Source organism: Vibrio sp. SCSIO 43132, assembly GCF_019904195.1.
GTDB classification, from domain to species: Bacteria; Pseudomonadota; Gammaproteobacteria; order Enterobacterales; family Vibrionaceae; genus Vibrio; species Vibrio nigripulchritudo.
This window is the reverse complement of the sequence record NZ_CP063199.1, coordinates 553,225-565,847: the sequence shown is the minus strand read 5'-3', so window position 1 is coordinate 565,847 and position 12,623 is coordinate 553,225. Positions and strand designations below refer to the sequence as shown.

The window sequence follows — 12,623 nt, the reverse complement described above, 5'->3', positions numbered from 1 at the left end:
ATCCTCTCGTGTCTATTATTCTGAAAACTGGTTTTCGTCTGGTGCAACATTTAAGATTTGCAGTGCGCCTTTCATAACTTCTGCAAATACTGGCGCCGCTACCGTACCGCCATAATACTGATCGCCTTGCGGTTCATTCACTAACACGACAAGTGCCAGCCTAGGATCACTCACCGGAGCAATACCTGCGGTGTAAGCAAAATATTCATCACTATAGCCACCAGCGGTCGCTTTTCTCGACGTACCCGTTTTTGCAGCAATGCGATACCCCGGAACGGCGGCTCTGGTCGCACTGCCACCTTTTTGAGTCACTTTTTCCATCATACCGAGCACCAGTCTTACGTTGCGTTCATCAATAACTTGCCGCGACACATCGTGTTGGTTGTTTTTCACAATATGAAGAGGGCGATACAAACCATAGTTGCCCAGAGTTGCGTAAGCATGGGCAAGCTGAATTGGTGAAACAGACAAACCATAACCAAAGGATAAGGTTGCAATTTCAAACTTCGACCAGCGACGACGAGAAGGGAAGATACCTGTGGTTTCGCCAACCAGATTAAGCCCGCTGACTTCACCAAACCCAACCGAGCTGTACATACCAAGTAAGGCTTCAAGAGGCATGGCTAACGCAAGTTTGGTCACACCGATATTACTGGATTTCTTCAGAATGGTCGTAAGGTCGGCTTTTCCTACTTTGGATACGTCACGAACGCGGCTACCACCAATTTGCATGATGCCGTTCCCTGTATCGATTTCGGTATTTTCATCCGCAACGCCATTTTCCAACGCAGCCAGAATCACAAATGGTTTGACGGTGGAGCCGGGTTCAAATGCGTCTGTAATGGTTCGGTTACGCATCCGATAGTTTTGAAGCTGAGAGCGGTTATTCGGGTTGTAAGAAGGCGCGTTCACCATCGCCAGAACTTCGCCTGTTTTCACATCCAATAACACGGCGGAGGCTGACGTTGCATTGTGATCCGCGACAGCCTGTTTCACCGCTCTATAAGCAATGGACTGTAATCGCTGGTCAACCGTGAGTTGCAGTGGCTGACCTTCTTCACGTTCTTCCAGAGAAATGTTCTCAACCACACGACCAAATCTATCTTTGCGAATGGTTCGTTTACCCGCTTCGCCCATCAGCCACTTATCGTAAGAACGTTCAATCCCTTCTAGACCGTGTCCATCAATTCCGGTCACACCGATTAAGTGGGCACTTACCTCACCCGATGGGTAATAGCGGCGAGACTCTTGTTTCAAACCGATACCCGCCAGTTTCAGCTCGCGAATGTAGTTTGCCATGGCGGGACTCACCTGACGCTGTAAGTAGATAAAGCGTCGAGACTTATTCTTTTTGATGCGCTCAATCAGCTTTTGGCGATCCAGCCCCAGTACGTCGGCAAGCGCATACCAACGCTCTTTGGGCTCTAAGCCAGATTCTTTAAAAATGGTTACCGGATCCGCCCAAACCGCTTCAACAGGTACGCTGACCGCCAGTTGCTCACCATTGCGATCTGAAATGATGCCACGAGCCGATGGCAATGCTTTTACCCGAACGGAGCGCAAGTCACCTTGTTTAATCAGGTTGTCTGGCTCCACAACCTGAATATAAGCCAGACGGGCAATGAGCGCAGCCATCGCGCAGAAAACAAACCCCAGCACGACGACAAAACGCCAACGGATTAAGGTTGGCGCTTCTTGTGTCGCGTTTTTCTTAGCTTTGGAAGAAGGTTTAGACTTACTCATTTAAACGAAACTATGACCTCTTTGTCTGCATCGGGTCGCTTCATATTCAGCTCTTTCTGAGCCATTTCCTGCACGCGACTGTGCTCTGCCAATGCATTTTCTTCCAGAATCAGATTTCGCCATTCGTTATCCAGACGATCACGCTCTACAAGTGCGTTATCCCTCTGGTGAATGGCTTGCCGCGTATCGTGTGTGGTATGAACCACCCACATCGCGGAAGCAAAAGCCAGCAACAGCAAGGTAGCCGGAACCCTACCGACGGTAATAATGTCGATAAAGATCAATTTAGCTAGGTTAGGCTGAAATGGCTTTTTTTCTGACATCAGATTTTTTCCGCAACCCTCAGAACAGAACTGCGAGAACGGCTGTTCATCTCAACTTCTTGAGAGGAAGGCTTCAGTGCCTTGCCAATGGTTTTCATTCGGGCACTGCCAAGAGCCTTGATTTGATCTTCGGTCATCGGAATACCGTGTGGCACTTGTGGTCCTTTGCTCTCTTTACGCATAAAGCGTTTAACCATGCGATCTTCCAGAGAATGGAAACTGATCACCGAAAGGCGACCTTCTGGCGCTAAAATCTCGGCAGCTCCTTTGAGCGCAGTGTCAATCTCTTCAAGCTCGCTATTGATGTAGATGCGAAATGCCTGAAAGCTACGGGTGGCCGGGTGTTTCTTCTCTTTGAAACTCTTTGGAGCGGCATCGGCAATCAACTTAGCCAGTTGACCTGTGCGAGTCATTGGCTCGTTTTCTTCATTTTCACGATACGCCACGATGGCTTTAGCAATGCGTCTAGCATGCTTGTCTTCACCAAACTCGCGAATCACCCAAGTAATATCATCCAGATCCGCTTCTTTCAGCCATTCAGAAACCGGAATACCCGAAGTAGGATCCATACGCATGTCTAATGGACCGTCTTTCATAAAGCTGAAGCCTCGTTCGGCATCATCCAGCTGAGGGGAGGAAACACCAAGATCTAGCAACACACCGTCCACTTTACCGACTAATTCGTAGCGCTCGGCATATTCAGCAATCCCAGAGAAAGGACCATGGATGATGGTAAAACGAGGATCGTCAATTTTGTTGGCTTCGGCAATAGCAGTAGGATCGCGGTCGATGCTGTACAAGCGACCATTTTCGCCCAGTTTGGAAAGGATTGTTCGGCTGTGACCACCACGACCAAAAGTGCCGTCTATATAAATGCCGTCTGGTTTGATCGCTAAGCCATCGATGGATTCATTTAATAAAACGGAAATGTGCTGAAAAGTCTCTGTCATGGTGTTCTCTTGTGCCAAATGGCAAAAAAAAGCAATGGTTTAGTGTACTGATTTCGGTCTAGGCTGCCAGTACTTAATCTTAATTTGTGAGGATTTGTATCCAAGTCACGCCTAGTTGTCTCAACTCAACGCCTAGTTTAGTAGGAATCGTCTGATATGCGTCAGTAAATAGCAAAAAACCCATCATCGCTCGGTAAAGTAATGATGGGTTCAGAATAGGTGGAGTCGACATATAAGCCGGGTTCTGTTCCGCTTTCGCGGCAGTAGCCATTCGTCTAGGCCAGCAATCGCTCACTGGCTCAAGCAACCTACCCGCTTCCTTACGCGAGCAACGCAATGTGGAAGCCTATTTGGTCTTGCTCCGGGTGGAGTTTACCCTGCTACGGACTGTTGCCAGCCGCACGGTGCGCTCTTACCGCACCCTTTCACCCTTACCTGTGCCCTTGCGGGTCATCGGCGGTCTTCTCTCTGCTGCACTTGTCGTGGGCTTGCGCCCCCCAGGCGTTACCTGGCACCCTGCTCTATGGAGCCCGGACTTTCCTCCCCTTCGTCAGTCTCCCGAAGGACATCAACGAAGCAGCGACTACCCAGTCAACTCCGACCGCGGATTGTATAGAGATAGCCGTCTACTGTCTACAGACTCATTAGTTTTAGGTGTATTTAACAACGAGATCGAACAAAGCTTGCGCAGTTCGCCATCAATCTTGGCTAGTCGAGGTTCGCCAGTCCCCATTTGTAGAGGGCATTTTTCTTCAGGTTGTAAATCTCTGCCGTCATCGCTGCCGCTTTCTTCAAAGGCAGCTCTTTTGTCAGAATAGTTAATGTGCGGGTAACTTCATCAGGGATTTCATCGGAAGCTTGTTCACGAAAGCCATGGATAAGCAGCACCATTTCACCTTTCTTACGATTATCATCTTCCTCGATCCACGGGATCAGTTCACCTAATAGCATTCCCTGAATTGTCTCGTAAGTTTTGGTGAGCTCACGCGCAAGCACCACTTCTCTATCAGGACCAAGAATGTCCAGCATATCCTGTAGAGAATCCATGATGCGGTGAGGGGATTCGTAGAAAATACAGGTACGTTCAGCTTTGGCAATTTCCAGGAACTTATCCTTGCGTCCTTTACTCTTAGGTGGGAGAAAACCTTCGAAGCTGAATCGGTCAGATGGCAACCCAGCGGCGCTCAAGGCAGTCACCACAGCGCATGCACCAGGTAATGGCACAACCTTGACACCCGCCTGACGACACTGATTGACCAAGTGATAACCTGGGTCACTGATCAAAGGTGTTCCTGCATCGGAAACCAATGCAATAGACAGCCCTTGCTGCAACTTATCGACTAAGACTTGCGCTTTCTGCTGTTCATTGTGATCATGCAACGCATAGGTTTTAGTCGAAATGTTGAAGTGAGAGAGTAACTTGCCAGTATGGCGCGTATCTTCAGCCGCGATCAAATCGACACTGGACAATACCTCTATGGCTCGCTGCGTAATGTCTCCCAAATTTCCAATTGGGGTGGGAACAATATAAAGAGTTGAGATCTCAGACGGGGAAGAATTATTGTCTGTCATTTGTTTACCATCACTTCAACGATTAATATAGAGACTATTTTTGTATTTTGTTTAACAAGAACTCATGGCTATGAAGCACCAGAATAAATTTAGTGTACCACGCCTTCTGACCCCTATCGCCCTAGCTGTCACTTTAGCGGCGTGTTCAAGCACTTCACAAACACCCGTGAATGTGGACATCACACAAGACCCGACGCAAAGTGCTCAAGCCTATATCATGCAAGCGGACAGCGCGAACGGTGGCATTCAAAATGATCTGTTGATCATGGCTTTAAAAGCTGCGCTGCAAGAGAACGATTTGGTCAGAGCCGATCATTTAGTAAAACGCCTGTCTAAGCAAGCATTATCACCACTTCAGATGTCTGAATGGCAAATGTCACGCTCTCAGCTCTCATTGCGCCAGGGTGAAATTCGCGAAGCACTCCAGCAATTGAACTACCAACCTTGGTGGGAACTGAGCAATACTCAGTGGGTGGAATACCACGAATTCCGAGCACGTTTGTTTGAGCTGCTTTCTGACCACGTTAATGCGAGCAGAGAATACATCGCTGCCAACCAGTATTTGGCAGAAGAAGACCAGACTCAGAACCTGCAAAATCTATGGTTAAACCTGAACTCTTATTCCGAGTTTGATATTGCTTCTCTGCAGACAGAAGAAGATGAAACCGAACTGCAGGGCTGGATTCAGTTAGCGGTATACATGAAAACCATCGCAGGCAATCCGGCTCAGCTCAAAAGCACACTAGAGTCTTGGTTTACCGCCCATCCGGATCACCCAGCCAATCGTTATGTACCAGACGAAGTTCAGGCTATTCTGGCGTTGGAAATCGTTAAACCCAAAAACACCGGGCTGGTTCTGCCATTGAGTGGCAAGTACGGCAAACAGGGGCAACTGGTTCGTGATGGTTTCATTCACGCCATGATGGATGATTTCAATCGTGAAGAGATGGCAACGTTAACGGTATTGGATTCTGCCGCGCTTTCTACAGAAGACATTCAGCAAGAGCTGGAAAAGCGTAATGTCGACTTTGTTGTCGGTCCGCTTGTCAAAGATAAGGTGGAAGTCCTGCAGCAATCAACTCAGCTTCCAATGCTGGCGTTAAACATTCCTGACGATAAACTTCCAGAGACTCGTGTTTGTTACTTCACCCTCTCTCCCGAGCAAGAAGTCGCGCAGGCGGCGAAGTATCTGTTCACCAATGGTTTCCAATACCCTCTCATCCTGGCTCCTGTTGGCGGCTTTGGCGAGCGAGTCACTGAAGCATTCAAAGCAGAGTGGGAAAAATACAGCAAGAACCCTGCAGCTTTCAGCTATTTTGGCAACCGCTCTCAACTTCAGAAGAACATTAACTCGGTATTCGGGTTAACCGATAGTCAGGTGCGTATTGCTCAGCTTAATCGCTTGATCAATATTCAGACCGAATCTCAGCCTCGTAGCCGCCGTGATGTGGATGCGGTATACGTGGTAGCCAAAAGCTCTGAGCTAACTCTGATAAAACCATTTATTGAAGTCGCGATAAACCCCGATACCACCCCGCCTAAGCTGTTTTCCAACTCACGCAGCAACAGCGGTAAAAAGCGTCAATACGAAGATTTGAGTGGCGTAGTCTACAGTGACATTCCGATGTTGATTGAACAAAACTCCGCTCTGAAAAAGCAGCTTGAAGAAACCTGGCCGAAAAGTGGAAACGTTGAAAAACGCCTTCACGCACTTGGTATGGATGCTTACAAACTGATTCTGGAGTTGCCACAAATGAAAGTTATGCCAGAATATTCGGTAAAAGGGCAGACAGGTACTCTGACGATCAACAACGAGTGTGTGGTTCAGCGCGAAGTAAGCTGGGCGGAGCATGAAGCTATTTAACCGTCGTGCACTTGGAGAAAAATACGAAGCCCTTGCCAGTAAGCATCTTATTGGTAAGGGGTTATCGCTCATTGAATCCAATTTCAATACCAAGGTAGGTGAACTGGATTTAATCATGTCTGAACAAAATACTTTGGTATTTGTCGAAGTTAAATATCGAAAGCAAAGTCGGTTCGGGCATGCGGCGGAAATGGTAACACCCGCTAAGCAAAAAAAGATCGTGAAAACAGCCATGTTGTGGCTCAGAAAAAACAACCTGTCTCAGTACAACACTGACTTCCGATTCGATGTGGTCGCAATTCACGACAATGGACGCGATATCGAATGGATAAAAAATGCAATAACTCAAGGATAATCAATGCTAGACAGCATTAAAGAAAGTTTCACTGAAAGCATTCAGATTCAAATCGCAGCCGCTGAGGCTCTGCCAGATCACATCACTCACGCTGCACAAGCGATGGTGACCAGCTTGCTTAACGGCAACAAAATCCTATGTTGCGGGAATGGCGGCTCTGCTTCTAACGCACAACAGTTTGTTTCATGTTTATTGAATCGTTTTGAAACTGAGCGCCCTAGCCTTCCGGCGATGGCTTTGACGGCAGACAACACCACATTAACTGCTGTCGCTAACGACTATCACTACGAAGAGATTTTCTCAAAGCAAGTGCGTGCGTTTGGTCAGGCGGGCGATATTCTCCTGGCTATCTCTACCAGTGGTAACAGTAAAAACATCATTAAAGCCATGGAAGCGGCAGTAACTCGCGACATGACAATCATTGCTTTCACAGGTAAAGATGGCGGTGAGATGGCTGGGTTATTGGGCGAATCCGATGTGGAGATACGAATTCCTTCGCATCGCACTGCGCGTATTCATGAAGTTCACATGGTAACGCTGCATTGTTTATGTGACCTGATTGATCAGGTACTTTTCCCATCTCATGACGAGTAAGGGAACCAATTAGAGGCTTGCTAGAGGTACGCAAAATGAAGAAATGGATTTTGGCTGCTGCGTGCAGTCTCAGCCTGACGGGTTGTGCTGGGCTACTTGTCGCTGGCGCTGCGACAACAGCAAATATTGTCACCGACACCCGAACAACTAAAGAGCAGTGGCAAGACAGTCAGCTTGAGTTTGAAGTTGCGGGTCTTGGCAACAAAGCCCCTTTTACTGGAAACGTAAAAGCAACTGCAACGTCGTTTCGTGGTAAAGTGATATTGATTGGTCAGGCAGTAACTGAAGAATACAAACAGCAGTTTGGTAGCCAGGTCAATCAGGTTGAAGGTGTACAGAGTGTCTCAAACCAACTTAGAGTGAGACCACTGCTGGATCTTCAAACCATTACTCATGACAGCTGGATCACCACAAAAGTGAAAACCAGCCTGATTGCCAATGAAGACTTAACCACCGTAAAGATCAAAGTTATCACTGAAGATGGCGAGGTTTTCCTGTTGGGTTATGTCACGCCTGAACAAGCGGATCTAGCCACCGACATCACTCGAAACATTTCAGGTGTTAAGCAAGTGATCAGAGCTTTTGAAATCTCACAACCTCAGACTCAGTCACAGTAGTCTGGCGGAAACAAAAAAAGCAGCGACTTGTCGCTGCTTTTTAGATTCTACGATAGAGAAAATCTACTTAACCACTCGTAAACTAGGGCGCCCTTTCGGTCTGGACGGAGCCTCTTCCTCAGGTTCTGCGTCTTCCACTTCAGGCTCACTGTCGACGACATCGAAGCTGACTTCTTCTGTCACAGTTGCCACAGTTTCTTCAAGATCGCTCTCTTCGACTTCCATGTAGCCCTCTTCAGGTTCGAACATGGTGCCCGCGCCATTTTCACGTGCATAAATGGCATGAACGGCATAAAGAGGTGCTATCACAGAATGCGGACGACCTCCAAAACGGGCATTGAACGTAATCGCATCATTACCCATTTCCAGGTTACCCACTGCGCGAGGGGCGATATTCAAGATAATTTGACCATCTTGAATAAATTCCTGAGGAACACGGACACCCGGTAAAGTGGCATCCACTACCAAGTGAGGAGTAAGATCGTTATCGACCAACCACTCATAAAACGCACGCACCAGATAAGGGCGGCGAGGTGTCATTTTCTCAATATCCATTAACGAGCCAGACGCATCTCACGCTCAGCTTCTGTTAGAGAAGCCAGGAAAGAATCACGTTCAAATACACGGTTCATGTACACTTTCAGTTCTTTAGAACCAGGACCGATCAAGTCGATACCAAGCACAGGCAAACGCCACAATAGTGGAGCCAGGTAGCAGTCAATCAGGCTGAACTCTTCACTCATGAAGTATTCGTATTCAGCAAAGATTGGCGCTAGTGTCAGTAAGTCATTACGCAGTTTCGTACGTGCTGACTCAGCTTCTTCCGCGTTACCTTTCTGTACCTTCTCAGCCAGTGAATACCAGTTGTTCTCAATACGGAACATCATTAGTCGGCTGTTACCACGAGCAACAGGGTATACAGGCATCAGTGGCGGGTGCGGGAAACGCTCGTCCAGATACTCCATAATAATCTTGGAGTTATACAGTGCTAGTTCACGGTCTACCAGCGTTGGAACCGTCTTGTAAGGGTTAAGTTCGATAAGCTCACTTGGTAAGTTTGCTTCATCAACCAGTTCAACTTCGAAACTCACCCCTTTCTCAGCCAGAACAATACGAACCTGGTGGCTGTACATGTCAGAAGCACTAGAAAATAGAGTCATCACGGAACGTTTATTGGCAGCTACAGCCATTGAGCCCTCCAGCACACTTAAATATAAAAAAAGCAATGGAGGCTAACGGCCTCCATTGTAGAAAAATTAGCGATGTATGATAGCACGATTAGTGAACATCACGCCAATACTCTTTCTTGAGGAATACCACCACAATAGTCAACAGGACAAGGAAGGCCATGACCCACCATCCCATCGTGTGGCGCTCCAGTTTTACTGGGTCCCCGGAGTATTCTAAGAAGTTAACCAAATCTCGAACCGCACTGTCATATTCCGTTGGGCTAAGCTCACCTCGACCATCTGTTTCAATGCCTACAACGACCTGTTTTTCTTCTCCATCGACAACTTTTGTTTCATAGATAGCAGTTGGAATGCCTTGTAGCTCTTCCAACACATGAGGCATACCGACACTTGGGAACACGACATTGTTCACACCAAATGGTCTGGATGGGTCTGCATAGAATGAGCGAAGGTATGTGTATAGCCAATCCGCACCACGAACACGAGCAACCAGAGTCAAATCTGGTGGCGGCGCACCAAACCAGTTTCCTGCCTGCTTATCTGGAATAGAGTTTTCCATCAAAGAACCGACTTTTACCTCAGGGTCAAAAATCAGGTGCTCTTTCATCAGCTCGATAGGAATCCCTAAATCCGTCGCGACGCGTTCATAACGCTGGTATTGCGCAGAGTGACAACCGAAACAATAGTTCATGAACAGCTTGGCACCGTTTTGCAGTGACGCCTGATCGGATAAATCATTGTTTGCTTTATCTAAAGGTACGTTTGCTCCTGCAGCCATGGCTAAAGACGGCAACAGTGCAAAAAGCATTACAATCCACTTTTTCATTTGAATGTCACCCTCTCTGGTAAAGGTTTCGTGGCTTCATTTTTGCTGTAGAAGTACAGCAATACGAAGAACATGAAGTAACACAAGCTAAAGATCTGCGCGAGCAATGTGTAGGTAGGAGTTGCTGGCAACGCCCCCAAAATACCCAGCGCAATAAAGCTGATGGTGAACTGAATGATATTGAACAAGTGGAACTTGCTGCGGTAACGGTAAGAGCGAACTTTACAGCGATCCAGCCAAGGCAGAACAAACAGCACTGCAATTGAAGCCCCCATGGCTACTACACCAAGGAGTTTGTCTGGAACCGCACGCAAAATTGCATAGAACGGAGTGAAGTACCAAACTGGCGCGATATGCTCAGGTGTTTTCAGCGGGTTCGCAGCTTCAAAGTTAGGCGGCTCAAGGAAGTAACCTCCCATTTCTGGGTTGAAGAACAACACGTAGCAGAATAAGAACAAGAACCCAGCGACCCCTACCAGATCTTTCACCGTTCCATAAGGATGGAATGGAATGGAATCGATGATGTCATATTTCTTACTGTAGTAATCGTGGAACTTGAACTGGGTTTTGTAATCATCACCCATGGTGCCTTTTGGAAGTTTAGTCTCAATACCATCTGGGTTATTGGAGCCCACTTCGTGCAGTGCCAATACGTGCAAAACAACCAAAAGCAGTAATACGATAGGAAGCGCGATAACGTGAAGTGCGAAGAATCGGTTCAGCGTTGCGCCTGAGATAACATAGTCACCACGAATCCAAAGTGTCAGGTCATCACCAATTACAGGAATTGCACCGAATAGTGAAATGATTACCTGCGCACCCCAGTATGACATCTGACCCCATGGTAGGAGGTAACCCATAAAGGCTTCTGCCATTAACACCAGGAAGATTAGCATCCCGAAGATCCACAATAATTCACGTGGCTTCTGGTAAGAGCCATAAATTAGACCGCGGAACATGTGTAGATACACAACAACGAAGAATGCAGAAGCACCGGTTGAGTGCATATAGCGGAGTAACCAACCGTATTCCACATCACGCATGATGTATTCAATGGAGGCAAACGCACCATCACCAGAAGGAACGTAGTTCATTGTCAACCAGATACCCGTTAGGATCTGATTGACCAACACCAGCATTGCCAAAGAACCGAAAAGGTACCAAAAATTGAAGTTCTTAGGCATTGGGTATTCAGAAAGGTGCTTTTTATAAGCATTCATTGCGGGCAGGCGTTTTTCTACCCAGTCAAGTATCGCTTGCATTAGGCTTCCCCTCCTTCATCCACCCCGATGAGGATTTTGGTGTCACTCAGGTACATATGCTCAGGAACAACCAAGTTCAACGGTGCTGGTACGCTTTGGAAAACACGACCTGCCATGTCGAATTTCGAACCATGACAAGGACAGAAAAATCCAGATTTCACGCCCTGAACTTGCTCTCCGAAAGTATCAGGAAGGTAAGTAGGCGAACAACCTAAGTGAGTACAGATGCCCACGGCAACGAAGTACTCAGGCTTTATCGAACGGTAGGCATTTTGTGCATAGGCAGGTTGCTGCTCTTCTGCCGAAGCAGGATCACGAAGTTGACCATCCAGATTCTTAAGTTCTTCTACGACTGAGCTAGCACGACGGACCACCCAAACAGGCTTGCCTCGCCACTCAACGCGAACCATTTGTCCTTCTTCCAGCTTACCGATTTCGACCTCTACAGGAGCACCGGCAGCTTTGGCTTTTGCACTAGGGTTCCAAGATTTAATGAAAGGAACGGCGACCGCGATCCCACCAACAGCGCCCACAACTGCAGTTGTGGCTGTCAGGAAACGCCGGCGTCCGTTATTTATAGGCGCATTGCTCATCCAACATTCTCCCATTTGCTCCCTGTGTCTTATTATTTTTCCGACTTCCAACAGAGCATGGCTAAAAATTACGCGTTTTTTATACTTATTTGCTTAAGAAATGATAAATAAAACCCTACTTTTTGACAAGGTAATACTACTTTTTCGTAACATACGTCACCGAAAGTGGCGATTACATCACAAAAGATGGGGTTATAGGAGAAATGTGGCGGAAGAAGGAAGAGTTACAAGGAGTTAGGTAAATGAAAACAAACAAAAAAGCCCGGCAAAAATGCCGAGCTTTTGGACCACAATCCAGTAAAAACTGGAGCGATGTCTTTCGAAATAACGAAAGATTAACGCTTAGAGAATTGTGGACGACGACGTGCTTTACGTAGACCAACTTTCTTACGTTCAACGCAACGAGCGTCACGCGTAACGTAGCCAGCTGCACGTAGAGCAGGACGTAGAGACTCATCGTACTCCATAAGAGCGCGAGTGATACCGTGACGGATCGCGCCAGCTTGACCAGAGATACCACCACCTGAAACAGTGATGTATAGGTCTAGCTTTTCAGTCAGTTCAACTAGCTCTAGTGGCTGACGAACAACCATACGAGAAGTTTCACGACCGAAGTAAACATCAAGACTACGCTTGTTGATTACGATGTTGCCGCTGCCTGGTTTGATGAAAACACGAGCTGCTGAGCTTTTGCGACGGCCAGTGCCGTAGTATTGGTTCTCTGCCATTTTCAT

General features: G+C 47.3%; 14 protein-coding genes and 1 other RNA gene. 4 read left to right on the top strand and 11 right to left on the bottom strand.

Features of this window, described 5'->3' with window-relative positions:
- Positions 1-15: 15 nt before the first annotated feature.
- From INR79_RS02675 to rsmI, 5 genes are all read right to left on the bottom strand, one after another.
- Positions 16-1,743 carry a penicillin-binding transpeptidase domain-containing protein gene (locus INR79_RS02675; RefSeq protein ID WP_223095924.1) on the bottom strand — a complete coding sequence of 576 codons (1,728 nt, stop codon included), beginning with the start codon at positions 1,741-1,743 and terminating at the stop codon, positions 16-18.
- A complete protein-coding gene (ftsL, locus tag INR79_RS02670) occupies positions 1,740-2,066 on the bottom strand; it encodes a cell division protein FtsL (RefSeq protein WP_223095922.1) in 327 nt (108 codons plus the stop codon). Before ftsL ends, INR79_RS02675 begins: the two co-directional genes overlap by 4 nt.
- Positions 2,066-3,016, bottom strand: a complete 951-nt coding sequence (gene rsmH, locus INR79_RS02665) for a 16S rRNA (cytosine(1402)-N(4))-methyltransferase RsmH (RefSeq protein ID WP_004397713.1) — start codon at positions 3,014-3,016, stop codon at positions 2,066-2,068. The genes ftsL and rsmH overlap by 1 nt, the downstream gene beginning before the upstream one ends.
- Before the next feature lie 217 nt (positions 3,017-3,233).
- An RNA gene (gene rnpB, locus INR79_RS02660) (RNase P RNA component class A) lies at positions 3,234-3,615 on the bottom strand.
- Between the two features lie 109 nt (positions 3,616-3,724).
- On the bottom strand, positions 3,725-4,588 hold the full coding sequence (gene rsmI / locus INR79_RS02655) for a 16S rRNA (cytidine(1402)-2'-O)-methyltransferase (protein WP_223095920.1): 864 nt from the start codon (positions 4,586-4,588) through the stop codon (positions 3,725-3,727).
- A 64-nt stretch (positions 4,589-4,652) separates the two neighbouring features.
- On the opposite strand from rsmI, the gene INR79_RS02650 reads away from it, so the two are divergent.
- From INR79_RS02650 to INR79_RS02635, 4 genes are read left to right on the top strand one after another with little or no spacing between them, the layout of a single operon-like run.
- The gene (locus INR79_RS02650) at positions 4,653-6,452 is read left to right on the top strand and encodes a penicillin-binding protein activator (protein ID WP_410482892.1); all 1,800 of its coding nucleotides are present in this window, start codon (positions 4,653-4,655) and stop codon (positions 6,450-6,452) included.
- A complete protein-coding gene (locus tag INR79_RS02645; RefSeq protein ID WP_223095916.1) occupies positions 6,439-6,807 on the top strand; it encodes a YraN family protein in 369 nt (122 codons plus the stop codon). Before INR79_RS02650 ends, INR79_RS02645 begins: the two co-directional genes overlap by 14 nt.
- A 3-nt stretch (positions 6,808-6,810) precedes the next feature.
- Positions 6,811-7,401, top strand: a complete 591-nt coding sequence (locus INR79_RS02640) for a phosphoheptose isomerase (RefSeq protein ID WP_004397708.1) — start codon at positions 6,811-6,813, stop codon at positions 7,399-7,401.
- Between the two features lie 35 nt (positions 7,402-7,436).
- Positions 7,437-8,018, top strand: coding sequence for a BON domain-containing protein (locus INR79_RS02635; RefSeq protein ID WP_022613192.1), 582 nt, complete (start codon positions 7,437-7,439; stop codon positions 8,016-8,018).
- 63 nt (positions 8,019-8,081) lie between these two features.
- On the opposite strand, the gene sspB is transcribed toward INR79_RS02635, so the two are convergent.
- The 6 genes from sspB to rpsI all read right to left on the bottom strand — a co-directional run bounded on the left by sspB (position 8,082) and on the right by rpsI (position 12,617).
- Positions 8,082-8,573 carry a ClpXP protease specificity-enhancing factor gene (sspB, locus tag INR79_RS02630; RefSeq protein WP_022549600.1) on the bottom strand — a complete coding sequence of 164 codons (492 nt, stop codon included), beginning with the start codon at positions 8,571-8,573 and terminating at the stop codon, positions 8,082-8,084.
- Positions 8,573-9,208 (bottom strand): stringent starvation protein SspA, encoded by a 636-nt coding sequence (gene sspA, locus INR79_RS02625; protein WP_004397705.1) that lies wholly within the window; start codon positions 9,206-9,208, stop codon positions 8,573-8,575. The genes sspB and sspA overlap by 1 nt, the downstream gene beginning before the upstream one ends.
- An 88-nt stretch (positions 9,209-9,296) precedes the next feature.
- Positions 9,297-10,034: a cytochrome c1 gene (locus tag INR79_RS02620; RefSeq protein ID WP_004397704.1), complete on the bottom strand. Its 738-nt coding sequence runs from the start codon at positions 10,032-10,034 to the stop codon at positions 9,297-9,299.
- Entirely contained in the window at positions 10,031-11,296 is a 1,266-nt protein-coding gene (locus tag INR79_RS02615; protein WP_004397703.1) for a cytochrome b, read from the bottom strand. The genes INR79_RS02620 and INR79_RS02615 overlap by 4 nt, the downstream gene beginning before the upstream one ends.
- A complete protein-coding gene (gene petA / locus INR79_RS02610; protein WP_004397702.1) occupies positions 11,296-11,889 on the bottom strand; it encodes a ubiquinol-cytochrome c reductase iron-sulfur subunit in 594 nt (197 codons plus the stop codon). Before petA ends, INR79_RS02615 begins: the two co-directional genes overlap by 1 nt.
- 335 nt (positions 11,890-12,224) lie before the next feature.
- Positions 12,225-12,617: a 30S ribosomal protein S9 gene (gene rpsI, locus INR79_RS02605; RefSeq protein ID WP_004397701.1), complete on the bottom strand. Its 393-nt coding sequence runs from the start codon at positions 12,615-12,617 to the stop codon at positions 12,225-12,227.
- Positions 12,618-12,623: the final 6 nt, after the last annotated feature.